The sequence below is a fragment of the Singulisphaera rosea genome, assembly GCF_054877945.1.
In genome coordinates this window covers 94,199-120,254 of record NZ_JBTYIP020000028.1, presented here as the reverse complement: position 1 = coordinate 120,254, position 26,056 = coordinate 94,199, and the positions used below count along the sequence as shown (strand labels likewise).

Here is a 26,056-nt window from a genome sequence, read left to right as displayed (position 1 = left end):
CGCAAGCGAGTGACTCTTTCTCCATGAAAATAGAAGACTCACTCGCTTGCGCTTCGGGCTTGTATTGGAGGGGTCTCGCCCGACTGATGAGCCTCGCTCGAATGAAGGCGGATCCTGGCCCTCGCGTCTATCGGCCCGCCGGGTCGTCCGCGAAGTCTTCAAGTCGGAGGCCCGGCTTCCCTCCACCCGACCTCCCCTTGGATGCGGGGGCGGCGACGTCCGGCGTGCGGATCATCTGGGGGATCAGCTCGTCGATTGCGACGTCCCACTGCATCTGACCGATGGCGACGACGGCGCTCTTCTTCCGGGCTTCGATCTTGATGATCCGGCCCGGCCGGTCGTATCCGAACCGAGGGACGACGACGCGGTCCCCGGGTTGAAGCCGGGCTCTGGCCTCGACCAGCCTCGCGTCGTTCTCGGCCTGGCGATGGAGGTCGGAGAGGCGCTGGTTGAGTGCCTCGCGACTCCGCTCGGCCTCGGCCTGGGCGGTCAGGGCCGCCTGACGAGCGTCCTCGGCGTCCTTCCGGAGCTTCTGGAGGATCTCCAACTCGGGGAGGTCGCGCCCTCGAGACTCCGAGAGATACCGGGACGCTCGCGAGACCAGGTGCTCGGGCAGCTTCAGCCGGAGCGCGATCTGGAGCGCGTTCGACTGGCCGATGTCGCCGATGTGCAGCCGATATCGGGGCTGGAGCGTCTCGAGGTCGAACTCGACGGCCGCGTTCTCGGCGCGAGGATTCGAGAGGGCGTAGGTTTTGAGGTCGCCGATGTGGGTCGTGACGATCGCGCGGCAGCCGAGGCTGTCGAGCTCGTCGAGGATCGAACGCCCGAGCGCCCCCCCCTCCGCCGGGTCGGTCCCCGCGCCCATCTCGTCGAGGAGGACGAGCGAGCGTTCGGTCGTCTTGGTCAGGATGTCTGAGACGCGTCGGATATGCGACGAGAAGGTGGAGAGGGATTGCTCGAGGCTCTGCTCGTCGCCGATGTCGGAGAGGACTTGATCGAACACGGGGAATTGCGACCCCTGGTGCGCCGGGACGTGCAGGCCGGCTTGGGCCATGACCGCGAGGAGCCCGACCGTCTTCAAGGCCACCGTCTTGCCGCCCGTGTTGGGCCCGGTGACCACGAGGATCTGGAACTGGAGCCCGAGGTGGACGTCGATCGGGACGACCGTCCTGGGCTCCTCCTTCGGGGGCGGAGGAGGCGGAACTACCTCCGCCGACCCGAGCTCGGACTCGGATTCTGGTTCGCGCTCTGGCTCAGGTTCCGGGGATCGTTCGCGGCGGAGGGCGGGATCGTCTCGGAAGAGTGCTTCGAGGAGGGGGTGGCGGGCGCCTCGAAGGACCAGCTTGCCGGCCTCGTTGAGGTCGGGCGGTGTCATCCGGTAGTCGAGGCTGTAGCGTCCTCGGGCGTGGATCAGGTCGAGCTCGGCCAGGGTGTCGAGGCTCCCGAGCAAGGAGTCGGCGACCTGCCCGACCTGGGCGCTGAGCCAGCGGAGGATCCGGCGGATTTCCTTGGCCTCCTTGGCGCGGAGGAACGAGAGCTGGGCGGACTGCTCGGCGATGGCCTGGGGTTCGACGAACACCGTCTCGTTGCTGGCGCTGGTGCGGTGGACCGACCCCTGGATCTCGCCGCGGTGCTCCTTCGCGATCGGCAGGACGTAGTGATGCCCGACCATCGTGAAGTTCGGATAGCGGAGGATCCGCTTGATCTCGTTCGAGCGGAGCATCCGCCGGAGGGTTTCCTGGATCCGCTCCTCGACCTGGCCCACCTCCCGGCGAATCGCCGAGAGCTTGCGGCTGGCGGTGTCCAGGACGTTGCCTCGGTCGTCGATGCACGACTCGATCGCGGCGACGACTCCCGAAAACTCGCCGACGCTCCCCTTGAGGGCACCGAGGCGTGGGAATCCGTCCGCGACCCGGCCGAGCCACTGGTCGAGGTTGCCGACGGCCCTGAGGGTCTCGACGGTTTCGGCGAGTTCTTCGGAGTCGAGCATCGCGCCGACCTGGGCGCGGCGGACATGGGCCCGGATGTCGTGCAAGCCGCCGAAGGGGGGAGAGAGGCCGCTCGCAAGGGCCTCGGCCATCTCGGTCGTCAGCGCCTGCCTGGCCCGGACTTCCCCGGCGTCTCGGCTCGGCTCGATCCGACGCGCGGCGTCCTTGCCCAGCGAGCATGCCGCGCGCGCCGCGACCAGGGTGCGAATCTTGTCGAACTCGAGCAATTCCAGCGTGTGCGTGTCCATATCCCCTCTCGGCGCCTTCGCGAGCCGAGGCCGTGTGTCTCGATCCTCAGGCGACACGCCCCGCGTCTTCTGGGTTCGCCCCCGTTCCCATTATCGCACGCCAAGGGCCGAGTCGGCCATGCCACGCGAACCTGGAGGCGATCCGTTGCTGGATTCGAACGCCGACGAGCCTACGCCTTCTCGCGATGGCGGAGGCTCGGTCGAGTCAAGCTCGGCTCCTATCAGCGGCGGAGCACCGCCGACGGGTCTGACGGGAGGCCGACGGAGGCGCCAATCGCGTCGGCGGTCGAGGGTGTCGCCGCCGCGGCGTGCTCGGTCGAGACGGTCTCCGGCAGAAACGCCTTGCGCCAGTCGGAGGGCTGCACCCCGAGATCCTTGCCGGTGATCTTCTGGAGGGCATTGAGCGACGCGAGCCGGAGGGCCGGGTCCTTGTGGTCCATCGTCGTGATCAGGACCTCGAGGATCCGAGGGTCCTTCGCCTTCAACTCGCCGAGCCCTTCGATCGCCGCGATCCGGCAGTCTTCAAGCTGGTCCACGGTCATGACGCGCGAGAGCATCGTCGCGTCTTCGGGGCGCCCCACCTTGCCGAGGGCGCGGAGGGCATGGATTCGGACGACCCCTTCGTGATCGCTCGTCGCCCGGATCAAGACCTCACGTGCGGCGGGATCCTTGAGGTCGCCGAGAGTTCGGCAGATCACCGCCCGAGTGGCGACGGGTTCTGTCCCCTGCTCGAGCTTCGCGATCAGGACCTTGACGGCCTCGGCCTTCTGCGCGTCGCTGTCATAGCAGTGCGGCGACGCGAGCTTCTGGTAGGCGATGAAGCGGACGTTCGGGTCGGGATCCTGTCGGACCTTGTTCAGGAACGACTTGGCCGTGGTCCCCTGGAAGTTCGAGCAACCCACGAACGTCGCCAAGAAGGCTGCCATCCAGAGGGCATGCCCTCTCCCTCCTCGATTTTTTGGAGGTGGCAAGGACGACGGCTCGGTGGGCGATGCCCACCCTACGGGAGAGGAAACCAGAGATCGCGTATCGCGGAGGGATGGATCGCGGTGCGACGCGCCGAGGTCGGGATTCGCACGGCCGATCGCGGAGACGGTCGGCTCGTGGGTTGGGAACCCGAGGCGCGGAAAATCGGTGAGGAGGGTTCTCAAGGATTTCCGATAAGTGTCGTCCATGACCGTTCCGCCCTATCCCACAATCCTTGTGGGCCAATGGTTCGGCGCCATCGGAGCCGCCTGGGGAGAAGCGGATGCCCGGCCGTCCCGCGGCCGGGGCGAAGGCGCTCCGACAGAATCGCGGCGGCATCTTAGTCGGTGTCCCGAAAACGGCCAAGGTCAACCCGCGTGCCACGCTCGAGCGTTCGAGCCGTTGCGCCGGTTGGCGGGCGCGATCTCTCGTCATTATGATTGGGGCGAACGAAGGCGGGTCGTCCGGTCACCTCCCATCTTGGTCCGCCCCGAGTCTTCGCCGACGAGGAAATTCATCCATGTCTGAAATCGTCAATCGCCGAACATTCTTATCCGCGAGCGCCGCGGCCGGCCTGGGCGCCTCGGCCTTGGGCGCCGCGCCCGTACGCCCGCCGGGGGCGCATCGGCCGGTGGTCGTCTCGAGCGAGAACGGCTTGAAGACCGTCGAGAAGGCCATGGAGCTGATCAAGGCCGGCGCCGACCCGCTCGACGCGGCGATCGAAGGGGTCGCCATCGTCGAGGCCGACCCGAGCGACCACACCGTCGGCTACGGCGGGATCCCGAACGAGGAAGGAGTCGTTGAGCTCGACGCCGCCGTCATGCACGGTCCGTCTCACGGCGGGGGTGCGGTCGCCTCGATCCGGAACATCATGCACCCCGCCGCCGTGGCACGACTCGTCATGAAGCGGACCGACCACTGCCTGCTCGTGGGCGAAGGGGCGCTGAAGTTCGCGAGGGCGCACGGGGTCCCCGAGACGAACCTTCTCACCGAAGAATCTCGCGAGATCTGGCTGCACTGGAAGGAGACGAACGGGAAGGATAGCGACTGGATCGCCCCGCCGAACTCGGAGCTCTCGCCGGCGGTCCGCAAGTTCTTCGGGATCCGCGAGCACGGCACGATCCACTGCTCGGCGCTCGACACCCACGGCAATGTCGGCTGCGTGACGACGACGTCGGGCCTCTTCTATAAGATCCCGGGCCGGGTCGGCGACTCGCCGATCCTGGGTGCGGGGCTGTTCCTCGACAACGAGGTCGGCTCGGCCGGCTCGACGGGACGAGGCGAAGCCAACCTCCTCAACCTCTCGAGCCACTCGATCGTCGAGGGGATGCGCCGAGGCCTCTCGCCCGAGCAGGCGGTCCTCGAAGCCTGCAAACGCGTCGTCGCCACCAACCGCAATCCTCGCCTGCGCGATGGGAAGGGCCGGCCCAACTTCCAGGTCAAGTTCTACTGCGTGTCGAAGGACGGGCGCTACGCGGGCGCGAGCCTCTGGGCCGGCGCGAAGATGGCCATCCACGATGGCGAATCGGCCCGCCTCGTCGACTGCAAGCCGCTGTATGACACGCCCGCGCCGGATTGACCGGCCGTCGTATGTGCTGAACTGATGAGCGAGGTGATCGAGTCATCCGCGTGAGACGCAACGCCCCCCTCGAGGTTGCGAGGGGGGGCGTTTCGCATTCGAAGATCGAGCCCTGCCGTCGGACCGAGTTGCGGGGCGAGGGCGGGAGTGGCACGGTTCGACGATCGGATCGAATTAGGCGGTGGCGGGCAGCGAGGAGAGATGCTTCTCGCCGGCTTTGGAGACGTGGTAGCGGATGACGCCGCTGGTCTTGTCCTTCGCGCCCTTCTTGATGAGCTTCTTGCCGGCGAGGGCGTCGAGGGTCTTCGCCTCGGCCTTCTTGTCGGCCAGGTAGCCCTGCTCCTTGGTGCCGAGGACGACCTTGAGCAGGTCGAGCTGACGGTCGGTCAGCTTGACCACGGGGGCCTTCTTCGGAGTGACCTTCTTCGTGGCCGTGGTGGCCTTCGGGGTCCCGGCCTTCGGGGCGGTCTCGGACGCCACGGCGGGAGCCGCGGCCTTCTTCGCGGCCTTGGGGGCGGGTGCAGGTGCGGGTGCGGACTTGGCTGCCGGAGCCGCCTTCGGTGCGGCCTTCGCCGGGGCGGCCGGGGCCGCCTTCTTCGTCGCCGCAGTCGTCGCGGCCTTGGGGGTCACGGCCTTCTTCGGGGCGGCCTTCGCCGGGGTGGCCGGTGCGTCGCCGCTCGTCTTCGTCGCCGCTTTCTTCTTCACCGCCATCTCTTCGAGCCCTCGCCTCAGTAGAAGATCAATCATCAAGGATCGGCACCCTATCACCGATACCGCCGATCCCTTCATAACGAAATATAACCGAAGCGGGAAGACGAAGATGGGTTCGTCGACGCGCGATCCCCGGGGCTTCTCGGCAAAACCGCGAGAAATGTCGCGGCATTCGCTGCTATTGAAATATAAAAACATGATCGTAAATTAAAAATTGTCGAGTCCACGTATTTTGTGAGATTGATTTTTGATCTTATTTTTCTCGAAATTTTCGCGCGTTCTGGCCCGCGACGTATTTCGGGGATGCCCCCGGACGTCGTGCCTTCGGCGATGCGGCCGCTCGCGGCATACGCACTCGGCGTGCGCCGGATTTTTTTCGAGCACCGCGAGATTTTCTCCCGGCCTCGACCTTCGAGGCTCGTGAATGAGCGCCCTTGCCGTCGGAGTGTCGCCCGTCTCGCGGCGATCAAGCTCGCAACGATCATCCTCACGACGAGACTCGAGCCCCAACCAAGTCTCACGTCGCGCCATCGACATCATCGGACCAAGCGCTTGAGTGTTTCTCTCATGCTCAATCGCTCGATTGACTCTGCGGCCCGCAAAGTCCGTGAGGCCTGCCACGTCCCCCGGTCGTTGGGCGCGACATCCGGCGCCATGCTCGCCAACATCACCCGACTCCGCGGTTGAAGGATCGTCGATGGGCCCCGGCGCGACCAGGGCTCTCGGCTCGGTCGAATCGGGGGGGCGATCGCTCCCGTTCGGAGGCTCCACGACCCGGCCGAGGCGGGGGTGAGATTCGAACGTTAAAATTTATAAATCATCATAACTTGGTCGCTTGGCTGTCGTGACGAGGGACGCGTGGCGAGGTCGTCCCGGGGGCGGAGCGTATTCGGAACGCTCGAGGAGACCCGGCGGCGTCGGGTCAAGTCGATCGGGGCGCCGGCCTCGGGATTTCTCGGCGAACGCGAGTGGCGTGGGTTGGTGGGCTTGAAGGTTCGCCCGGAATGCCTTAACTTGACCCTGGGATTGCCCGGCCCCTCGCCGTGGCGTCGCGGCATCCAGTTCGGATTCATGTGATGCGATGTCGCCGGCCCGTACCCACGGCGGGAGGCCGGTCGAGGAGGTGTCAGCGAGCACGATGTACGTACCCAAGTCGCTTTTCTTCACCAAAGGGGTCGGAACGCATCGCGAGAAGCTGACCAGCTTCGAGTTGGCTTTGCGTGACGCCAAGATCGCTTGTTATAACCTCGTGCGCGTCTCGAGCATCTTCCCGCCGCATTGCGACGTCGTCACGATCGAGGACGGCCTGACCCATCTGGAGCCGGGCCAGATCGTCCACTGTGTCATGAGCGAGAGCGCGACGGCCGAGCCGAACCGCCTCATCGCCGCCAGCGTCGGCGTGGCGATCCCCCGCGATCGCAGCACGTTCGGTTACCTGTCGGAGCACCATTCCTATGGCCAGACGGCCAAGGTGGCGGCCGACTACGCCGAAGACCTCGCCGCCGAGATGCTCGCCACCGTCCTCGGGATCGAGTTCAACCCCGATAGCTCCTGGGACGAGAAGCGCGAGATCTGGAAGATCGCCGACGTGATCGCCGACTCCCGAGAGGTCACGGCGTCCGCCGTCGGCCACAAGGGCGGCCACTGGACCACCGTCGTCGCCGCCGCCATCCTCTTGCCCTGAATCGCACCGAATCGGGCGAGGAGTTTCGACGACGATGACGCCGCAAGGCCCTGAACTCAACGTGCTGCAACGGGTCAGTCAGCATCGAATCGCCCCCCCGGCCGTCTCGGGGGGCGACCTCGCCGCCGACCTGATCGATCAGGCGTTCCTCAGCTATAATGCCGGCAGGCTCCGCGAAATCTGCCAGGTCTTTACCCGCAAACTCCTCGAGCCCGACTGCACCGTCGGGCTGACGATTTCGGGAGCCCTGACCCCCGCAGGCCTGGGGATGAGCTGCCTCATCCCGCTCGTGAAGGCCGGGTTCGTCGACTGGATCGTCTCGACGGGGGCGAACCTCTACCACGACACGCACTACGCGCTCGACCTCCCGCTCCACCAGAGCCGGCCCAACCTCGACGACTTCGTGCTCCGGCAGAACGACATCATCCGGATCTACGACATCGTCTTCGACTACGCGACCCTCCTCGACACCGACGCCTTCTACCGGGAGTTGATCCGGGACGAGACGTTCGCCAGGCCGATGGGGACCGCGGAGTTCCACTACGAGGTGGGCCGTTACCTCGTCGCCCGCGCCGGGGCGTTGGGACGGCCGGCGAACAGCCTGCTCGCGGCCGCTTACGAGGCCGGGGTGCCGATCTACACATCGAGCCCCGCCGACAGCTCGATCGGGATGAATCTCGCCGCGCTGAGCCTCCAGGGTGGGAAGCTCCAGATCGACACGCTCCGGGACGTCAATGAGACGGCTTCGATCGTCCACGACGCCAAGCGGAGTGGAGGTAAGTCGGGGGTGTTGATCCTTGGCGGCGGCAGCCCCAAGAACTTCATCCTCCAGACTGAGCCCCAGATCCAGGAAGTCCTCGGGCTGGCGGAGAGCGGCCACGACTACTTCCTCCAGATTACCGACGCACGCCCCGACACGGGCGGCCTCTCGGGTGCGACGGCGAGCGAGGCGATGACCTGGGGCAAGGTCGACCCTGACAAGCTTCCCGACTCGGTTACGTGCTATACCGATAGCACGATTGCCTTGCCGCTCCTGACGGCCTACGCACTCGCCAGGCACGCCCCTCGCCCGCTCCGGCGGCTCTACGACAAGCGCGAGGCCTCGTACGAGGCGCTCCGCTCTGAGTATCTGAAGCGTCAGTCCGAAGGGGAGCCCGACCCGTCGGCGAGGAAGAAGTTGAACTGAGGCGACCGACGACGGTCGTGCCTACGTGTCCCTCTCCGTCCCAACTCGCACGATCAAGGTCAGCCCCGACGAGCCGGATCTCGGCGCCTTGCAAGAGGCCGCCGAGCTCCTGCGTCGGGGCCGCCTCGTCGCCTTCGCGACCGAGACCGTCTACGGACTGGGCGCCGACGCCACCAACCCGGAGGCGGTCGCTCGGATCTTCGAGGCCAAAGGACGCCCCTCGTATAATCCTCTGATCGTCCACGCCAGCGACCTCGAAATGGCTCGGAGTTGCGTTTCAACGTGGCCCGAGCGTGCCGAGGTTCTTGCCCATCATTTCTGGCCTGGGCCGCTCACGATGGTCCTTCCCCGGTCGGCCTTCATCCCAGACATCGTGACCGCGGGTCGAGGTACCGTCGGGGTGCGCATCCCCCGCCCGAAGGTGGCCAGGGCCGTCATCGAACTGGCCCGAGTTCCCCTCGCCGCACCGAGCGCCAACCGCTCGACCCGGATCTCGCCCACCGACGCTCGACACGTCCGCAAGGAACTCGAGGGCCGCGTCGACCTCATCATCGACAGCGGACCGACCTCCGTCGGGATCGAGTCGACGGTCCTCGACCTGACTTCCGATCCGCCCCAAGTTCTTCGCCCCGGCACGATCACCGGGAGCCTCTTGAGCGGGGCACTCGGGATCGAGGTCGTTGGCCAGATCAACGTCGCCGATGGAACATCGGCGCACTCGAGCCCCGGCCAGATGTCGATCCACTACGCACCGATGACCCCGACGTTTCGGGTCCAACTCGACGCGTGGACGACGTTGCCGGGCTCGGGCCGCTGGGCTCTGATCTCGATCGGGTCGACTCCGAGAATCCCTGGTGAGAGCCGGCCGACGTGGCACGTCCGACTCCCAGACCCGGCCGTCGCGGAAGCCCGCCTCTATGCGGCTCTTCACGCCCTCGATTCCCGACGCCTGGATTTCCTCGTCATCAGCACGCCACCGAGCGAGCCGGTTTGGGTCGCTATCTTCGACCGGATCGGTCGCGCGTCACGTCCATGGCCTGGCTGATATTTTAGGCTCTTGAAACCCGGTTTTTCATCAACCGGGTTTCTGACGCTGCGATTGACAACCCCTCCTGGGGTGTCATCCTCAACTCCCGCAGATACCCGGGTTTCGAGGGTTTTGTCGGGTGGGCAACTGCCCACCGGAACTTCCGAAATGCCGGTGGGCAATGCTCACCCGACACGAACCTCAGCATCAACCGGTGTTCGACAGGGGACTCAGTCGAACAGGCGACGTTGCTCGTCGAGGAGGCCGAACGCTTCGAACTCGGGGGCGGGTTCAGGGAGTCCCAGGTGGCGGTAGGCCATCGGGGTGGCTCGGCGGCCTCGAGGGGTGCGGATGATGAAGTGCCGTCGGAGCAAGTAGGGCTCGACCTCGTCGGTGAGCGTGTCGACGGCCAGGTTCATCGTGGCCGCGAGCGCCTCGGCGCCGGTGGGGCCGCCGCCGAAGACGTTGACGAGGGTCTCGAGGTAGCGGCGGTCCTGCTTGTCCATGCCCTCCGAGTCGATCTCCTGCATGGCCAGGGCGTCTCGGGCGATCGAGAGCGTGATGTGGCCGTCGGCACGGGCCGTCGCGTAGTCCCGGACCCAACGCAGGCGAGCGTTCGCGAGGCGAGGTGTCCCTCGGCTCCGCTGCGCGAGCTCCCAGGCGGCTTCGGGGGTGATCGTCGTCCGGAGCTTCTCCGAATTGACCAGGACGATCTTCGCGAGGTCGTCGACGTCGTAGAACTCGAGGTGCTCGTGGAGGTGGAAGCGGTCGCGGAGGGGCCCGGAGAGCATCCCGCTGCGGGTCGTCGCGCCGATGATCGTGAACTTCTTCAGGGGGAGGTTGATCGTCCGCGCCGACATCCCTTCGCCGAGGACCACGTCGACCCGGAAATCTTCCATCACGGGATAGATGAATTCCTCGACGGTCTTGGGCATCCGATGGATCTCGTCGATGAAGAGGATGGAGCCTTCCGCGGCGTTCGTGAGGTAAGGCATCACGTCCATCTTCTTGTCGAGCGCCGGGCCGCTCGTCATGTTGAGCTCGACGCCCAACTCATTGTGCAAGACGGTTGCGAAGGTCGTCTTGCCGAGGCCGGGGGGCCCGTCGAAGAGGATGTGCGGGAGCGGTTCCTTTCGCTTCTTCGACGCCTCGAGGGCGATCGAGAGCCGCTCGGCGACCTTCCGCTGGCCGATCACCTCGGTCAGTCGTTGTGGTCGGAGCTTCTCGTCAACCGGGTCGACCGGACGTCCTTCCTCGACGCGCCGGCGAGGCTCCTCGGGTGTCCCCCCCTGCCCTCCCGTGATGATTGCCTCTCGCATCGGTCCCCTCCTTGCCAGCCCATCGGTGTTCGCGGGTCGCTTGTGCGTCAATCCGCGTCGCGATTCTGCTGATAGATGGCATCGATCATGTCGGCGACGCTCTTGAACTTCTTCTTCCCGGCCAAGGCGCGGTCGAGTGCCTGCCGAGCCTGACTCTCGGTGTGACCGACCGACAGGAGCGCGGCGTAGGTGTCACGAATCACGTCGGGCTCGGCGTTTTCGGGCGAGCCATTGACCTGCGCGGGAGTGGCCCCGGCGGCTTCCTGCCCGACGATCAGGGCATACTTGCCGACCTTCCGACGCAACTTCGCGACGATCCGCTCGGCGGTCGCCTCGCCGATCCCCGGATAGGTGGCCAGCATCTTCACGTCCTGGTCCTGGATCGTCCGCGCCAGCTCGCGGACCGGCCGGACCATCGCCCGGAGCGCCTTGCGGACCCCGACGCCGTCGACCGAACAGAAGATCTCGAAGAATTCGCGGTCGATCGACGAGAGGAAACCGACCAGCCGGGGGGACATCCTCCCCCCCATCGCATTCCCCTCGATATAGAAGATCGTGTGGAGCGCGACGATCTCGCCGACCTTCCCTTGCAACTGACGTCGAGTGTGCTCGGGGATCAGCACCTCGATCTCCATCGGCTCGACCGACAGGGTCAACTCCTCCTCGGCGACCGTGCGGAGGATGCCTCGAATTTGCGAGATCAACGAAGGCACCACCCTTTCCAGGGATCCGGGGTTTCTGTGTTTATGTTCACCATTATGCCGCCCGATCAGCCCCGACGCAAGTCGATTTCGTCAGGACCCGCCGTGGTCTCGGGGCCTTATCGACTCCTGACAAAGGGGAATCGGGTCCGATCGGGAGGGCCGCACTCCTTCCGAATTCTTTACGAGACGGAATGGGGGCGGTGATTCCGTGTGATATCCTGTATGACACCTGCCCCTCCGATGGATGGGTCCGGGCCGGATTTCCGTATCCTCTGCGGGAATCTTGCCGACTGCTTCGGATGCGCGGTCCCCGCGATGGTTGGCTGATATGAGGATCGGAACGGCTTTTTGCCCTGGAACGGAATGGCAAAAGGCGCCCGAGGCTTTCCTTCGACACCCCCGGCGAATACCTTAGACGGCGACTCTGGGTAGCCGTCTGGTTCGGCGACGGGAGCGGATGGCGCGAAGACCTACTCGACCGGTCGGTGGTCCTTCGCAACAATCCTTCCCGTTTCCTTAGGCTCGAAGTTCGGTTCGCCGAGCCTTCGGGCTGTCGAGGGCCGCGCCGACGGTCGCCTTCCACTCGCCCCTCTCTCGCGAGCCGAGTGCCATGCCACGAAAGCCGGGACATTCGGAGGTAACTACGTGGATGAGGTCTCATGACTCCGGGGCGAAGTTGGATCCCCCCCCACGAGAGGCGTTTAAGATGCCGTCGGATCATGAAGACGGTTTTCACTTCTGGCGGGGCTACCTTCTTGCCTTGCCGCTAGGAATTTTGTTATGGCTCCTAATTCTTTGGTTAATCAAGCTCGTGTTGTTTTAGAAAGGTCATCGGTCGCGTTACCTACGACTGAGGTAATCGACATCGAAGCCGAGTGCGCGTTCCTTTTCCCTCTCACTCGGCCACTGGTGCGTCCCCTAGCCTCGGATTCGAAGCGGGAAATGACTGAGTAGGATGCCTCGGAGCTTGGTGACGCCCCGGACCGCGGGATGTCGAGGAGCCCCGTGCGTTGCTGCGCATCATCCTGCTCAACCCGGGGAAACCAGGACGGGCACCCGGCCCCGGTGTCAAACCGCGAGGGCCCTGGCCAGGCTTGGCCGGGAGCCAGTCCCCGCTTCTTCCGAAGTGCATGACATGTGCGAGGACCGTTTCAGGCCCGCGAGGAGGGGACGCGGTCGACGACCGTGAGTTGCCAACGACCGTCCTCCTCGATCGTGAGCGTCTTGTCGTGGTAGCGGGCGAAGTCCCCTTCGCCGATGCTCAGGTAAGTGATCGACGCCTCCGCGAGCTGGCGATAGAACCCTTCCACCTGGTGAGCCTCGAGCGAGTCCGCGACCCGGTCGAGGAAGACGAATCGGGGATGGCCGAGGAGGATGCTCGCCAGGATCAAACGGCTCTGATCGCCGGGCGCGAGGACGGTCGACCAATCCTGCACGGAGTCGAGTCCCCCGGCCCTGGTCAACGCGGGACCGAGACCGACCTCTCGGGCCACCGCGAGGATCTCGGCGTCGCTGGGCGGCTCGGATGGGATCCGTAGGAGGAATTGCTCGCGGAGAGTTCCGCGCGGGGCGAAGAGTTGTCGAGGCACGAGCATGAGCTCACCATGCCCCGGGCGTTCGATCCGCCCCTCGCCTTCCTGCCGGACCCCGGCCGTCGCGAGGAAGAGCGACATCTTGGCGCGGTCGTCCGGCCCGCTCACGAATAGGTTTTCCCCCTCGCCGATCGAAATCGAAAGCCCTTTGATCAAGGGAGCCCGGCGGTTGCTGGCGCGGAGCGTGAGTTGGTCGAAGGTGATGCCTTCGGATCGCTCGACGACCTCGATCGACGAAGCCAGGGGCGTCCTCGCCTCTTCGAGGGCCGAGGTGATCGTGTGGAGTCGGCCCGAGACGGCGGCGAACGACGAGAGCGTCTCGAACTGGGTGACGATGAGCGAGAATGCGCCGAGGACCTGGGCGAACGCCATCAACGATTGCGTCACCACGCCGAACTCGACCCGGCCGCTCATATAAAGCGGCGCCACGATCAGCAGGGGGACGATCTGGAGCAGATAGTTGTAGCCGTTGGTCAGGAAGCCGAGGTTTCGGCTCACGGCGATGATAGCCCGGTTGTTCTGGACGAGGTCTGTGAGGAGGGCCTGGAGCCTCGCCCTCATCGTCCCCTCGATCCCCATGACGGCGATCGTCTCGGAACACTCCCGGACGCGGATGAGCGCGTAGCGCAGGTCCGCCTCCACCTTGAGCTGGCGGTTGTCGAGGCGGACGAGCGACCGGCCCAGGCCGATCGTCGCCAAAGTGCCGACCGTCGCATAGCCCAGCGCGGTCGCGACGAGCCAGGGGGTGATCGACCACAGCACCCCGAGGAATGCCACGGACGTGATCGTCGCGTTCAACGAAAGCAGGAAGAACGAGAGGGTCGTCTGAGTATACGCCTTCACATCCTCAGTGATTCGCTGGTCCGGGTTGTCGACCTCTTTGGCCGTCTCGAGTCGCAGGTAGGCGTGCTCGTCGAGATATCGGTCCATCAGGGTTTCGGTCAGCCAGGTCCGCCAGAGGAGCCGGAGCCGCTCCTCCGAGAACCGAGAGAATACCGCAGCAACCGTCGAACCGGCGAAGACGCATAGGTAGAGGATCGCGTAGAGCCGAAACCCGCGTCTGTCGCGGTCGGAGATGGCCGTCATGAAGTCGCGGCCGACGTAGCTGTTCAGCACGTTCAGGACGTTGATGGAGAGCAAGACAACGACGAGAGTCCCCGACCAGCCCAGCGCCTTCCACCGGACCTCTGACGAGAAGAAGCTCCTCAAGTCCAGGAAGAATCGCCTCGAGACGCCACGAAAGTCATCGATCATATTTGAACTGGCCAACCCTCGAACGTAGTTCAATTTGCCCGACGATACCACGGTTTTCGTTTCCCGGTTCTTGCAAATCCCGATCCCGGAAGGGTCCCAGTCGGCCTCGTTTGTCGCTCTCTTTGGGAGGGGCCACCCGGCCTCCCGGCTTGGTGTGGACGGCCTTCGGACGTGCAATGCGTGCGAACGATCGGGTCGGCCGGGTCGAGGGCACGTGGTTTGCGATAGTGTTTTTGAGGTCCTGGGCTACACCGATTTGGGTTTGCCTCTATAATAGTTTGCACGAGGCCTTAAGCCATAGGACCTCGGGATGAAAGGCCCTCGGCAAGCGACGATCGGGATTGGTCCTCAGGCGACATCGGCCTCGACCTGACGCCCTCGGGCGCCATCAAGACGCCGAGCGGTCCCCCCACCACGACCTCCGGTCGAAACGGATATCGATTGATATCCATAATTGATTGATCCCCAATGTTGACTCCCCGCGATTTTTGGATCGATCCGTGGTTGGGTCACCAAGGACTCACTGATGAGATCTCGACTCGCATTACGACCCGATCTTTGGGACTGCCAGCTCGAAGACCGTTGCCTGATGGCGAGCGGTCCCTCGCCGTTCCTGCCCTATAGCCCGTTCACCAATTCCGTGATCTCGCCGGCCGGCGGTTCTGGTGGTAGCGGTGGCGGCGGCGGTGGTGGCAGCAGTGGTGGAAGTGGCTCGACGTATCCCGGCCCGACGTTCTTCTCCTACTCGGTCGGGAACAACTTCGCCAGCGGGGTGAGCCTCGCCTCGAACGGGATGGGTTCGTCCTGGATTTCCCCGGGCATCGGCGGATATCGGGCGCAATTCATCCCCTTCAGCATCACCACCAGCCCGTTCCTCGGGACCGGTCTCGCCACCTTGATGTCGCGCAGCGGCGGTGGTGGTGGCGGGAGCGGAGGCGGTGGTGGCGGTGGAAACGCGACGCCAGGCACGACCAGCTCGGGGTTCAGCGGCTACGGCAGCTCCTTCAGCAGCGGGTTCAACTTCGCCCTCAGCCCGACGAACAACTACGGGATGACCGCGACGACCCTCGGGTCGGTCCCCGTCCACACCTTCGGGGGTGGCGGCGACATGACCGACGCACCTCCTTACACCAACCCCGCCATGCCCGAGTCACCCTCGCCCATGCAAGGTGGGGACGGTTCCGACGCCGGTGGAGTCATGCCGACTCCCGCGATCGGACGGAACCCCCTGGGCGACCCCTTGCGGTCGAACCCGGGGATGATGAATTCCCAAATGCCTGGCGGGGCTCGCAGTGGTCCCTGACCATTGCTCTCTCCCCATCCCCAATGCCAAACCAAACCCCGGCTTTCCTTCGAAGCCGGGGTTTCGCTTTGGGCCCTGCTTCTTTCACCTCGTCAAGTGCCGGCGCTCCTCCGAACCCGAACCGGACGTCGAGCTATTTCCGACACAGGATGATCGACGACGCCTTCGTTCGCCTCGCGCCTTCCTCTCCACGCGTTTCCTGTCCCACGCCTCCCCCGGCTCTTGAAACGACTGTCGACAACGGGTACACGGGGGCTGCGCCCAAAGCTCTTCGCGTGGGACGTTTGGCTCGATCCAACATGACAAGTGGAGAGCCCCGGGGCGGCTTCCTTGACGCGCCGGGAGCTCCGGGGCTAGGGGGCCATGGAGGCTCGACGTCAGAATCATGAGGTCGTTGGGAACCAGAGGGTTCGTCGACGAGGTTGGGTGCGTTACGATCCGAATCAGTCGCGGAGTTTACCACCCGAAATCGGGAGGGCTCAGGTCGATGGATTTCGGTGGGTTCGTCCTCTGGTTACTCCTGGCCCTGGGACTGCTCGGCGGCAGCCTGTTCGTCGTCGCCGTGTTCATCAAACGCTCCTCGAAACGATGGCCTCAGTTCGGTCTGTGGCTTGTCGGGCTGATGATGCTTGCGGTCTTCGGACGCCACCTGTATCAGGTCTATTGGCTCGACGAGCGGCTTTTGGTGGCGGCCGCCAAAGGGGACTTGGCGCAAGTTCAAACCCTGTTGTCCGCCGGGGCCAGCCCGAGTGCGACTTGGGAGGACGGAATTTCGGCCCTCTCTCTGGCCCACACTCGGGGCCATAAAGATGTCGTGCTCGTTTTAGAACGAGCCGATGAAATCCGGTAGGTAGGCGAACGTAGATGAACGGTTCGCGTGAGGATGGCTACAAGGCGAATCCGGCATCGGTTTTGCTGAGATTCGGGTCTGTAGGGTGTTCGTCGGTCATCGAGAGCCGGGGTTTGCGCTGTCTTTGACCCAGGTCTCCGTGGGGCGCAAGCCTATCAACGCGCCGGGCCTTGTGAGCGGATTTGGGCCGTCCGTGCAGCCGACGAGTACACGGTCGGCTTACTCCTGTTGAGACCGGGACGGCATGCCCGATACGGAGAACCATCCATGTCCGAGGTTCGAGGTCCAGGCGGGGTCGAGGACTCCGCGCATGCCGAAGCCGTCCGCGAGCTCGAAGCCGCGATTCGGTCGCGAATCCAGGTCACCGGTCGAGATCATCAGACCTGGACCGAGATCCTCGATATTTTGGTTGGGCTAGGATACAAGAAGGGTCCCGATGAACAGGGCGAGACCGAGGCGTACGGTGGAATTCAACGGAGGACATTGACGGATCGGGCCGGGGACCTTCCTCCGAAGGGCTCCTCTCAAGATCCTTCAGATCCGCGGTGAGTCGGCCGCAGCTCCTGAGACGATGGCGTCACTCGGCCAACCGCGGACTTCGCCCCCATTGGGTCGTCGATCTCCATTTCTTCGATGGCGAATGCGCGGATAGCGAACATGACTCCGGCCGAGCCCGACGCCGATTTTCTCGAGACGATCCGCGCGTTGTTCGCCGAATACCGTCGCGAAGGGCTGGGTGAAACGGAAGCCAGGGAGCGGATCCTCGATGGGCTCCTGGCGACGCTCGACGCCGAAACGGCCGAGGGGCGAGACCTCGAGACGTTGCTCGGGCGCTGGATCCGTGCAGTCGAGGCGGCGTCGCTCCCGGCCGCCAACGAGTCGAGCGCACGCCTCCGCCAGGCCGGGTGGATCCTCGTCGAAGCCGCGGAGTTCGGGATCAACGTCCACCACTGGGTCGTGTCCGGATCCAACGGTGAAAACCTGGTCCGATCCGAAGCCACGACGCGAGACGAAGCCTGGCACGGGGCCTGTCAGCAGGCCGCGACCCTGGGGATGCTCGGCCGCAGGGCGATCCCGCCGGAATCCACTTCGTAATGGCCTCGAGCGGTTTTCCTCCGACGTCGCATCGCAAGCGAAAACGATTCCAAGGCTGCCTCGTGGTTGTCGCTCACGGCAGGTTCTCGATAAGCCGGAGCGATTCGCTCCCTCGATGGATGCATGGCAATCGCCCGAATTCGGGTCGACTTGACGAGATGTGGGACGAGCCCCGCGGACGTCGGGCTTCGGATCCGATGCTACCTTCAATCATTCGGCAGGGATCTCTCCCGAGACCGCCTGCGAGGTCCAATGGCCCGGGCGTTTCCGGCTCCATCTCGCCGCTCAGGTCTGCGATGGGGAACGCATAAGAATTGCCGTGGTCGAAGTCTTGTAAATCCCATCGATCTTGGCGGCAAACTCGACCTGGGTTTTTTGGCCGTTCAATTTTGACGGGTGGTTTTTTATGACCTAAGCTCCGTTGGGTAGTCCCTTCTCGAATGCGCCAGCCTCGAGCTCCGCGCTTGAGAACTCAGGGCGATGACGCCGGACTTACCTCCTCGCCGGGTCGTACCCGGCCGCTCAGCCTCGATAAGAATAGATTGCGCTGGCAGCCCCCCAAAACGGGGAAGGGACCACCCTCGTCCCGGTCCGGAGCCACGGGGATCCGAGAGTGTTCGTTTGGTATTTGTTAAATTGATACATGTAATGAAAATTAAAATGATTTTAGTCCGGTTGGGCGAGGGTGAACTTTTCCTCGGTGTTTACGATATCGATGTCCCATGTCCGCCTCCTCCCACCCAACGGTCGACGTCGATCGCGGGCTGAATTGCGATGAAGCGGTATCCAGTGAATTTCCAAGGAGTCGGCCGTCAATGAATCACGCGGTTGATTGCGAAGATGCTCTGCTTGAAGGCCACTCGGACGCACTCGCGCGTGCCTGGGACGAACAGCGAGAAGCCCGGGTCGCATATCCAGTCGCGTTCCTGATCACGGGCGATGCCCTCACGGGTTACCTCGAGACGTTTGCGCGGGTCCTGCTCGGTGCACGAACGCCCTTGTCCGCGGATGAGACCTACTGTGGCGCGACCGGTCTCGAGTTGATGCACAGAGCCCTCCTTGACCATGCAGTCATCGACTGGGTCTTCATTCGCAAGGAACTGATCACTGCCTTGTCTCAGAATGATGGGCCGACGGTCGTGATGGTCCTCGGTGACCGGATTCGAATCGCAAGTGCCCTCACCCATGCATTCTGTTGTTGACCTGCCTGGCACTCGACACACTTCTCAACGCACTTCTCACGTGAAACTCCATCCATCACGGATCGCGTTTGCGTGTCGTCTGACCATGCATGCTCGCCCGACATCAGGCCATCAGGTCTTTGAGGTCGGCCGCTCACGCTCCGCCCTCATCTAAGTCGAACAAGATCGTGAGTGGATGCAGCCCTGCGGCGTGACTTCGTAGCCATTTGGACGGCTTCGCCCCCGATTCGCATGCGGGCACGCACATTGCTCCGGCGCGGCCGTCTCTTATGATGGTTGAGCGTTCGGTGGGTCGTTGGTCGATTCGGCTTCGACCCGAAGGAATGCGGCTGATAGGATCACGTCGGGATTGGGTGTGTTCGCAACGGAAGGAGACGAGCGCTGCGACTCCCCCGCCTGACGATCCGGCACCTGATGGTGGCCATCGCGATCCTCGCGATTGGTCTCGGTGCCAAACGGCATTGGGATCATTGGTGGGAGAGCATGATCGCTCTCCACTACGTAACCCAGGAGGCGGTTGCCCTGGCCTACGTCAAAACTCATCCCAGGTCGTGGTGTCCGACTCGGGGACGTCTGCATCTCAACCCCGGGAGCGTCGACCCTCGCCACGACCCCCGGACCTTCACGGCCGTCGTGCGCGAGGATCTGGTCCATACCAATGGGAAGGACCACCTGACCTTCCGCGACCTCGTCGTCGATGAAACGGCCCGCTTCGACTCGGGTTACGGGTTCCGCGTCTTCGGGAGCTCGGGGATTCGCCTGGAGCGCTGCGAGGCGTACCGTTGCGGCAAGCATCACTTCGGGATCATCAACTCGACGGGATTCGTCGGCGAGGATCTGCTTGCGTCCCGGACGATGCCCGACCAAGGTGTCGGGGGCGCCTCGGCCTTCATTACCTACAGCGAACGCTCTCGAAAGGGAGACACGTCGCATTACCGTCGTTGCGTCGCCGAACATCCCGAGGACACCGGGACGGGCGGACGCTACCCGGCGTTCGTGACCCACGGCGAGGGGATCGGCTCGATCGTGCCGGAAGACTTGACCTCACGGCTCGGCGACGTCTCGCTTGGCAACAGTAAGTCGGGGGCCGAGATCCGAGTCAAAGGGGGCGATTGGAGGATGCCGTGCTTGGGATCTACGGCGAAAAGATCGTCGTCGACGGCCTGACGGTCTCCGGCCCTCGCGGCGGTGTCGTGCTCGAAGGACGCGAGAACGTCCTTCAGAATGTGCTCATTACAGGATCCAACCCCGGATTCTCGGGATACCAGGCGGCGATCGTCGAAGGGGGGACGGACAACAGCGTGCGGTTTTGTACCGTCGTCCTGGACCCGAAGGCGCCGGACTTCGACGCGGCGATCAGCTTGAAGCGGAACGGGAGCGGCCTGCGTTGGTATGGCAACATCCTCATGACCAACGGGACGGCCGTGCGGACGTGGTTCGCCGGGTTCGAGCCCAAGGGGCTCGTGGCCTCCTCCAACTTCTATGCCCCGAACGCTCGCTTCGAGACGCGGTATGACGGCCGAGCGCGTTGCTCTCCCTCCAGGCAGGGAAAGACCTGGGCTTAGACCGTGACTCGCGCGACGGCGATCCGCGCTTCGTCGCGCCCTCGAGCGGTGACTACTCCCTGTCCAACCCCTCGCCCGCCCTCGACGCCGCCACCGGAGTTGCGGCAGGCTCAGGGCGAATCCCGACCGACCTTCGAGGGAGCCCCAGGCCTCAGGGACCTGCCCTCGACCTCGGCGCCTTCGAGTCTCCCGCCCACTGACTCCCGCCCTCAGTCCACCTCTGTAGTCGACACCAGCGTCCTCGCCCTCTTTGGTCGATCCCCAGAATGCGGCCCAGAAAGACACCTTACGCATCCACGGATGAAATAATGCTTAGTAACTCGTGTCCTAGAATTGCCGTATTGTCTCCAGGTACCGGCGGTCACCGTCCAAGATTGGCGACGATCCCCCCATGAGAGCCAAGGGGAGCGTCGTCCGGGTGTGCAAAGAAGGGTCCTGACCGTGCCTCACGGCTTTGGAACCCTGGAGGAATGAGCAACGGAGCGACCCGTCCGACGTGAGGGCCCTCGACGGAGGCCTTATTACGTGGCTCTCGGGTAGTGAGGAAGGCGTGGGAGTACGATCGCCAGAGGTCGAGGGCGATGGGGAGGATTCGATCAGGGTTGAAAGCAAAGGGAGGGGCGTGAGTCGCAATGGGACAGATAACCGACGCAAGGACCGCGGCGCTGCCCGCTATCACGCGAACCTCGGCACGTTCCACGTTCACCGCCAAGCGGCGGTGCTCGGCTACCTCGTCGAGCATGGCCCGCTGACCATCAGCGCGGCTTGTGGCCCTTCGTTGCTCCAGGCTGCTTCCGTGGGAACCCGAGCTCCTTCTCCCAGTCTCTTTCCTGGAGGAGGTTGGCTCGCGCAAGGATGCGTTCTCGGATGATCCCTCGCAGGGACTCGTTGTGTTTTTCGACGGCGACGTTGATGTTCGCGACCTTCGGCTTAATGTAGGCAAGATCCCGTTCGAACCGAGTGCGAAACTCGGAGGGGTCGGCGGCGGTGTGTTCGTATGTGAGCGATATCTCCCCACTGGTTCCGTAGATGTCGGCCGCGACTCGATCTCGCAAATTGGTCTCTGGTGGCAAGCAACGGAAGAGCTCGACCGCCCCCTCGAAAGGCACGTAGAAACAGACCCTGATGGCTGGTGTCGGGTTGGCGGCACCCTGATTTATGGTCGTGTCGTCTTTGTCCCAGGTGATCCCAGCTTCGACCAGTCGGATCGGAGCGATCGAATTCTTGGCCACCAATTCTTCGCAGAGCAACCCGGTGTCCTCGACGAGCAATGCCTCCCTCTTCAGTCTGTCGATCGATTCGACGACCGGCTTTTGTCTGTCTCGGAGGTATTCCTGGAGGTCCCTATCGTTGAAGAGGATATTCGCCATGGCCTGGTGTCCTGGTGGTAGATGAGGTGGGGAAGCTCGGAATCGTATAGGGGAAAAGCGAGCATCGCTCCCGACCGAGGAGAGCCTACGAGCAACGGATCCCCTACCCATCATACTCGGGGCGGCCGGGGTGCGCATCGGCGGGACGACGAGAGCGAGGGAGTGTAGTCTCCGTGCCGATCAACGGGCGTTGGTGTGCGGACCGGGAACGATGGGCCTCGATCGCGTGGGCTGCCTACCTCGCCTCGCTTGAGGCTTTCATCCTCCGCGAGATGATCGAGCTCTCGGACGGGATGGACTCCTGGGCCCCAATCGCGTCGTCGGCTTGGCTCGCAAGCTGGTGGTTCTCGTTGGGCGCGTGGGTCGCCTCGATGATGGCCCCGAATGTGAGCGCCCGCGAGCCGGGAGAGTCCCGTTGAGCCCCCTCGAGCCCGACTCGGCGACGCTGGTCTTGATCCGGGCATTGCTCGCCCGCCACCGGGCCGAGGGCCTGGACGGTGCCGAGGCCAGACGTCGAATCCTGGACGAGCTCCGGGCATCGATCTCGGCCGAGGCCGTCGAGAATGATGACCTCGGGACCATCGTGGCCAGGTGGCAATGGGCGATCGAGCAGGTATCCTGTGATGGGTGTCGATCCTCCTCGGCGGAGGACAAGGTGGGCAAGCGGGTCGAGAACCTGACGTCGCTTGAATCGCAGGCCTTTGATTTCAGGCCATCAGCCCCGTTTGAGGACGTTCGGCAACGTTTCCGGGGGCGACTTTGAGATGGGATTCGAAACACAGAACCCCTGGTTTCCCAGGGGTTTGCGATTCAGCGAGGATGATGGGGCTCGAACCCACAACCTCCGGCGTGACAGGCCGAGCCTTCCTAGTGATCGAAAAAACAGGTTCACGCTCTAAGTTGCTATTTGGAATGATGTTGTGGCGTGCGTGAAATCCCGAGAAATCCCGAAAAATAGTCCGAAATCGAGCCGGAAACGGCCAATCCGGGGGAATAACCGGGGGAAATGGGGTCTGGGATTGGTTGCCGCTTATGGAAAATGTGACCTTGGGATGGCCATGTGACTGCCCCGCAATAGGGCGTCTTCCGCATCTCGGCCGCCGTGGTCGACTATGATGGGACGGGGCGTCATGGCGCACGACCTCGACTTACTCCCATCTCTCTCCAGTAAGGGGGACCCCTCCCATGATCGTTCGAACGCTCTTGTCCGATTGGGTTGGGTTTCTCCTGACCTGCCTGATGGTGCTTTGCGTCGGCATTGGCCTGCACAGCGACAACGGGCCCTCGGTCTTCGAGAAGGCTCTCGCCCTTGGGTCTCTGGCAATCGTCGGAGCGTGGTTCGCAGCCAAGGGCTCGGTCTGGTTGCATGCAAACGCGCGAAGTGCCAAGGTCCGATAGTCGCTCTCGTGGCGAGAGCCGGTGCCCAGGTCATAACTTGCATATCCGAAGGCCCTCTTCCTCGCCCACTGCTGCCGTGTATGGCCAGCTTCGAGGCGACCCCGAGCGGCCCGCGGTGCCGGGTAGAGGCCTCGCCAGGGACGACCCTCGATTTTTTTATATACCTGGGGGTAAGTGCCTACAAAACCTACAGAACCCCCCTCAGAGGGCAAATCGGAGCGACAATCCTTGCCTATCCCGCCTACTCGATGGTCACACCTGCTTCGGTCATAACTTGCATATCCGAAGGCCTGTGGCGTCGAGCCATTCACGATCAGGAACCGCCTTCTGGTCGTCGACCTTGCCCCGACCGGCGAGCTTCACTCCATCCGATTTCTGCCAGGCAGCACGATGTCCGACACGTTCCATCTACTCGATCTCCCGTCACAAGCCATCGCAGTCCAGCATCTCCTGTCCGGCCGACCCGCGGCGGAGAAGTTGGCCTGGCTGAGCGTCCGCGGGCGGCTCGAGCGTGTTGAGACGCGAGTAGCCACCGATCGCCTCGTATATCACTTCGAGTCCTTCATCGGGCTCGGATGCGCCTTATTCATCGACGAAGATGAGTTCGTGTTCTTCGGCGACCACACGACCTATACCGCCAATCGCTGAAGGGTTGGCCTTATGGCTCGCCGACTTAGTTGACCCACCCCGTAGCATCGAGGTAGCCCAAAGCCTGGGGGGTTCAGGGGGCTACTCCGCGCCGACCCCCACTCCCAATCCCCCCGGGGGCCAGGGGGATGGTGTGGACTTCCCGCCCCTCCTCACATCCTCGCCGAATCGGCAACCGTCCCATCCTCCGCCCCTCGCCTGTCGCGCCCGCTATCGTTACAATTGTCCGTTAACGTACAGTCGCGGGCATTGGAGTCCCCGTGCCACGGTGGCGATGAGGCTACCGCGTGCCGGGGTATACAGACGATTCCGCTGGGCCTTCCGGCGACCGCCACCCGGGTCGGGGTCCACTCCCCATCCGGGTGTGAAGTCGGCCAGGTTCGGTGCCCATCTCACCCCTCATTGTCGAAAGGGAAGCCATGAAAGATCCGATCGCACAGGACCTCGAGCAAGGCGCCATGGGCATCCTCAACAACGTCCGGCCGACGCTTCAAGCGCTCCATGCCGGGGCCGGGATGACTAACGCTGTGTGTGCCATCGCCAACGCCATCCCCCTGACTCTCAAGGCACTGGCCGAGGCCAACCTCGTGGCGGTTCCGAAGGCGTCGGGATAACCGGCGATGGTGCATCGTGGTGCATTTCTCGCGCGACCTCATGCAACATTTTGCAGCGCGATTTCGGGTGCATCGGGGCCTGGAATTCTGGCGGTTCCCTCTGACAGGTAGGTACTTGCGTCCAGGAACCGGCTAACGAGCCAAGCCGACCGTGTTGCACGATCCTTTCGAGACCGTGCACCACGACTTTGGAGTCCTGGCGGGGTGAGCAACGGAGCGACCGAAGGGGCCTCGGGTGGGGAGGAATTATGGGACGGCACCTTGGAACGGCACACCTGGCGATCCGGCCCTGGGGCATGAGGCGCAAGCCTCGACGTCCCGCTCCCCGCGCCGGCGGCCCTCCGATCGAGGAGTCACCCCCACTCCCAGGCGCCACCGACACCGGGCTCCTCGCCCTCGCCCTCTACACCCGGATCCTCGCCGACCTGGGGGATGACGTCGGGGTCCGGCCGGCGGTCTCGTGCGAGCTCGGCGGCCACATCATCTCGCTTGGGGCCTACCCCCTCAACGTCGACTTCATGGCGGAGATGATCTCCCGCTCCGAAGCCATGCGACTCGAGGGCGACGCGCCCCACGAGATCCGCGAGACGTTCATGGAATGGACCCGGGATGCCCTGGAGATGACGGGGACGGAGTCGTGGCTGGCGGAGTCCTGGATTGCCTCATGCCAGCGACTGGCGGCCTACACGACGGGAGGGGCCTGATGGTCATTTCAACCCATCGACGCCGTGCCGACCCCCGGCTCATGCATCACCGTGCAACATCCAAAGCGATCCCTCCCAGGTTTGGAGCGGGTCAATCTCCGTTGCGACGAATCGAGTTGCGTCGACAAGGCTGGTCGGCAACCGCCCTGACGTGTTGCAGACCCCTTGGCTCGAGGAGGGAGGCGACGTGTTCGACTTGAAAGGCCTCGGCGATCAGTTCGACCCGATGGTCGTCGCCGGGGTGAAGGCGTACATGCGGACCGATCCGGCCGAGCGGGCTCGCTACCTCTACGCCCATGCCGCGACGGCCCGGGAGCTCATGAGGCTCGCCCTCGAGGTCGGGCCGGCCGTCTTCCCAGGCGTCGACCGGGAGACGATCTATTCGGTCGTCCGACGCACCATCCTCGAGCGACTGGTCACCATTGCCGAGGAGGCCGGACTCGATGCCCACAACTCGGAGACCTACATCGCGACCATCCAACGCGCCTTCGACGAGGCGACGATGACGCCGGACACTTCCACGCTCCCGGCTCGGGAGTGGATGGCCACCATCCGAGACCGCATCCGGGCCACGGTCCAGGTCTATCGGGAGATCGGGTGATGGCGATCGGAAGGTTCCTCAACGCGCCCGGGTCACTTCAAGCTGAGCTCGCGTTTACCAACCCAGCCGACCTTGCCCTTCAAGGTGGGGTCCTCATGGTACTGGTCGGGGCCGGGTCGCGAAGTATCCCGTTGGATCGCGCTCTCCACGGTCACCATGTAGCCGTCGGGGAGCGTTTCCATGACGCGGAGTCGGCTCCCCTTGTAGAGAAGGCGGTAACGGTCGGAATCTGGTTCGGGGTCGGGCCCGTTACCTGGACCGTGCTCGATTCGATCTATGTAGGCATCGAAGTACTGTTTGTCCAGATGGAGAGTCACCATCTCGGACTTGACCGCAATGGTGCCACCTTCGCGGACCCCGCATCCACAGATCACGAGCATGGTCGTCGCAAACACCGCAGCCCGAATCATGGCGTCGCCCCATCAGTGGTCCCAAACCCTCGTCGCGT

Annotated in this window: 26 protein-coding genes; 18 read left to right on the top strand and 8 right to left on the bottom strand. The window is 64.1% G+C overall.

Features of this window, described 5'->3' with window-relative positions:
• Window positions 1-127 precede the first annotated feature (127 nt).
• Both ACYOEI_RS32685 and ACYOEI_RS32680 read right to left on the bottom strand, forming a co-directional pair.
• Window positions 128-2,236 (bottom strand): endonuclease MutS2, encoded by a 2,109-nt coding sequence (locus ACYOEI_RS32685; protein ID WP_462854135.1) that lies wholly within the window; start codon window positions 2,234-2,236, stop codon window positions 128-130.
• Window positions 2,237-2,457: 221 nt separating this feature from the next.
• Window positions 2,458-3,162, bottom strand: a complete 705-nt coding sequence (locus ACYOEI_RS32680) for a HEAT repeat domain-containing protein (protein WP_462854134.1) — start codon at window positions 3,160-3,162, stop codon at window positions 2,458-2,460.
• Window positions 3,163-3,722: 560 nt separating this feature from the next.
• Here ACYOEI_RS32680 and ACYOEI_RS32675 point away from each other — a divergent pair.
• A complete protein-coding gene (locus tag ACYOEI_RS32675) occupies window positions 3,723-4,781 on the top strand; it encodes a glycosylasparaginase (RefSeq protein ID WP_462854133.1) in 1,059 nt (352 codons plus the stop codon).
• 174 nt (window positions 4,782-4,955) lie between these two features.
• Here ACYOEI_RS32675 and ACYOEI_RS32670 read toward each other — a convergent pair whose 3' ends face one another.
• The gene (locus tag ACYOEI_RS32670) at window positions 4,956-5,528 is read right to left on the bottom strand and encodes a hypothetical protein (RefSeq protein ID WP_462854131.1); all 573 of its coding nucleotides are present in this window, start codon (window positions 5,526-5,528) and stop codon (window positions 4,956-4,958) included.
• Window positions 5,529-6,350: 822 nt separating this feature from the next.
• Between ACYOEI_RS32670 and ACYOEI_RS32665 the strand changes: the two genes are divergently transcribed.
• From ACYOEI_RS32665 to ACYOEI_RS32650, 4 genes are all read left to right on the top strand, one after another.
• Window positions 6,351-6,569 carry a hypothetical protein gene (locus tag ACYOEI_RS32665; protein WP_462854129.1) on the top strand — a complete coding sequence of 73 codons (219 nt, stop codon included), beginning with the start codon at window positions 6,351-6,353 and terminating at the stop codon, window positions 6,567-6,569.
• Window positions 6,570-6,630: 61 nt separating this feature from the next.
• Window positions 6,631-7,176 carry a pyruvoyl-dependent arginine decarboxylase gene (locus ACYOEI_RS32660; RefSeq protein ID WP_462854154.1) on the top strand — a complete coding sequence of 182 codons (546 nt, stop codon included), beginning with the start codon at window positions 6,631-6,633 and terminating at the stop codon, window positions 7,174-7,176.
• Between the two features lie 34 nt (window positions 7,177-7,210).
• Entirely contained in the window at window positions 7,211-8,362 is a 1,152-nt protein-coding gene (locus ACYOEI_RS32655) for a homospermidine biosynthesis protein (protein WP_462854128.1), read from the top strand.
• A gap of 25 nt (window positions 8,363-8,387) precedes the next feature.
• Window positions 8,388-9,407: an L-threonylcarbamoyladenylate synthase gene (locus tag ACYOEI_RS32650; RefSeq protein ID WP_462854127.1), complete on the top strand. Its 1,020-nt coding sequence runs from the start codon at window positions 8,388-8,390 to the stop codon at window positions 9,405-9,407.
• A 212-nt stretch (window positions 9,408-9,619) separates the two neighbouring features.
• Here the strand turns inward: ACYOEI_RS32650 and ruvB are convergent, their stop codons facing one another.
• The 3 genes from ruvB to ACYOEI_RS32635 form a co-directional block, all read right to left on the bottom strand.
• Window positions 9,620-10,708 (bottom strand): Holliday junction branch migration DNA helicase RuvB, encoded by a 1,089-nt coding sequence (gene ruvB, locus ACYOEI_RS32645; protein WP_462854126.1) that lies wholly within the window; start codon window positions 10,706-10,708, stop codon window positions 9,620-9,622.
• A gap of 47 nt (window positions 10,709-10,755) precedes the next feature.
• Window positions 10,756-11,412 carry a Holliday junction branch migration protein RuvA gene (ruvA, locus tag ACYOEI_RS32640; RefSeq protein WP_462854153.1) on the bottom strand — a complete coding sequence of 219 codons (657 nt, stop codon included), beginning with the start codon at window positions 11,410-11,412 and terminating at the stop codon, window positions 10,756-10,758.
• A gap of 1,151 nt (window positions 11,413-12,563) precedes the next feature.
• Window positions 12,564-14,258 (bottom strand): ABC transporter ATP-binding protein/permease, encoded by a 1,695-nt coding sequence (locus ACYOEI_RS32635; protein ID WP_462854124.1) that lies wholly within the window; start codon window positions 14,256-14,258, stop codon window positions 12,564-12,566.
• A gap of 526 nt (window positions 14,259-14,784) precedes the next feature.
• Between ACYOEI_RS32635 and ACYOEI_RS32630 the strand changes: the two genes are divergently transcribed.
• The 7 genes from ACYOEI_RS32630 (at window position 14,785) to ACYOEI_RS32600 (ending at window position 20,473) form a co-directional block, all read left to right on the top strand.
• A complete protein-coding gene (locus tag ACYOEI_RS32630; protein WP_462854123.1) occupies window positions 14,785-15,561 on the top strand; it encodes a hypothetical protein in 777 nt (258 codons plus the stop codon).
• Between the two features lie 487 nt (window positions 15,562-16,048).
• A complete protein-coding gene (locus ACYOEI_RS32625; protein ID WP_462854121.1) occupies window positions 16,049-16,411 on the top strand; it encodes an ankyrin repeat domain-containing protein in 363 nt (120 codons plus the stop codon).
• Between the two features lie 657 nt (window positions 16,412-17,068).
• The gene (locus ACYOEI_RS32620; protein ID WP_462854120.1) at window positions 17,069-17,506 is read left to right on the top strand and encodes a hypothetical protein; all 438 of its coding nucleotides are present in this window, start codon (window positions 17,069-17,071) and stop codon (window positions 17,504-17,506) included.
• Between the two features lie 815 nt (window positions 17,507-18,321).
• Window positions 18,322-18,708: a hypothetical protein gene (locus tag ACYOEI_RS32615; RefSeq protein WP_462854118.1), complete on the top strand. Its 387-nt coding sequence runs from the start codon at window positions 18,322-18,324 to the stop codon at window positions 18,706-18,708.
• 414 nt (window positions 18,709-19,122) lie between these two features.
• Entirely contained in the window at window positions 19,123-19,875 is a 753-nt protein-coding gene (locus ACYOEI_RS32610; RefSeq protein WP_462854117.1) for a hypothetical protein, read from the top strand.
• Window positions 19,833-20,273 (top strand): hypothetical protein, encoded by a 441-nt coding sequence (locus tag ACYOEI_RS32605; protein ID WP_462854115.1) that lies wholly within the window; start codon window positions 19,833-19,835, stop codon window positions 20,271-20,273. Before ACYOEI_RS32610 ends, ACYOEI_RS32605 begins: the two co-directional genes overlap by 43 nt.
• On the top strand, window positions 20,237-20,473 hold the full coding sequence (locus ACYOEI_RS32600; protein WP_462854114.1) for a choice-of-anchor Q domain-containing protein: 237 nt from the start codon (window positions 20,237-20,239) through the stop codon (window positions 20,471-20,473). Before ACYOEI_RS32605 ends, ACYOEI_RS32600 begins: the two co-directional genes overlap by 37 nt.
• 555 nt (window positions 20,474-21,028) lie before the next feature.
• Here the strand turns inward: ACYOEI_RS32600 and ACYOEI_RS32595 are convergent.
• Window positions 21,029-21,781 (bottom strand): hypothetical protein, encoded by a 753-nt coding sequence (locus ACYOEI_RS32595; protein ID WP_462854113.1) that lies wholly within the window; start codon window positions 21,779-21,781, stop codon window positions 21,029-21,031.
• A gap of 35 nt (window positions 21,782-21,816) precedes the next feature.
• Here ACYOEI_RS32595 and ACYOEI_RS32590 point away from each other — a divergent pair, with 35 nt between their 5' ends.
• From ACYOEI_RS32590 to ACYOEI_RS32565, 6 genes are all read left to right on the top strand, one after another.
• The gene (locus ACYOEI_RS32590) at window positions 21,817-22,062 is read left to right on the top strand and encodes a hypothetical protein (protein WP_462854111.1); all 246 of its coding nucleotides are present in this window, start codon (window positions 21,817-21,819) and stop codon (window positions 22,060-22,062) included.
• Entirely contained in the window at window positions 22,059-22,406 is a 348-nt protein-coding gene (locus tag ACYOEI_RS32585) for a hypothetical protein (protein WP_462854110.1), read from the top strand. Before ACYOEI_RS32590 ends, ACYOEI_RS32585 begins: the two co-directional genes overlap by 4 nt.
• Window positions 22,407-23,431: 1,025 nt before the next feature.
• Complete coding sequence (locus ACYOEI_RS32580) at window positions 23,432-23,689, top strand: hypothetical protein (RefSeq protein WP_462854109.1); 258 nt, start codon at window positions 23,432-23,434, stop codon at window positions 23,687-23,689.
• Between the two features lie 419 nt (window positions 23,690-24,108).
• The gene (locus tag ACYOEI_RS32575; protein ID WP_462854108.1) at window positions 24,109-24,303 is read left to right on the top strand and encodes a hypothetical protein; all 195 of its coding nucleotides are present in this window, start codon (window positions 24,109-24,111) and stop codon (window positions 24,301-24,303) included.
• A 248-nt stretch (window positions 24,304-24,551) separates the two neighbouring features.
• Window positions 24,552-25,007 (top strand): hypothetical protein, encoded by a 456-nt coding sequence (locus ACYOEI_RS32570; RefSeq protein WP_462854107.1) that lies wholly within the window; start codon window positions 24,552-24,554, stop codon window positions 25,005-25,007.
• A 187-nt stretch (window positions 25,008-25,194) separates the two neighbouring features.
• Window positions 25,195-25,608, top strand: coding sequence for a hypothetical protein (locus ACYOEI_RS32565; RefSeq protein WP_462854106.1), 414 nt, complete (start codon window positions 25,195-25,197; stop codon window positions 25,606-25,608).
• A gap of 32 nt (window positions 25,609-25,640) precedes the next feature.
• On the opposite strand, the gene ACYOEI_RS32560 is transcribed toward ACYOEI_RS32565, so the two are convergent.
• Complete coding sequence (locus ACYOEI_RS32560) at window positions 25,641-26,018, bottom strand: hypothetical protein (RefSeq protein WP_462854105.1); 378 nt, start codon at window positions 26,016-26,018, stop codon at window positions 25,641-25,643.
• Window positions 26,019-26,056 lie beyond the last annotated feature (38 nt).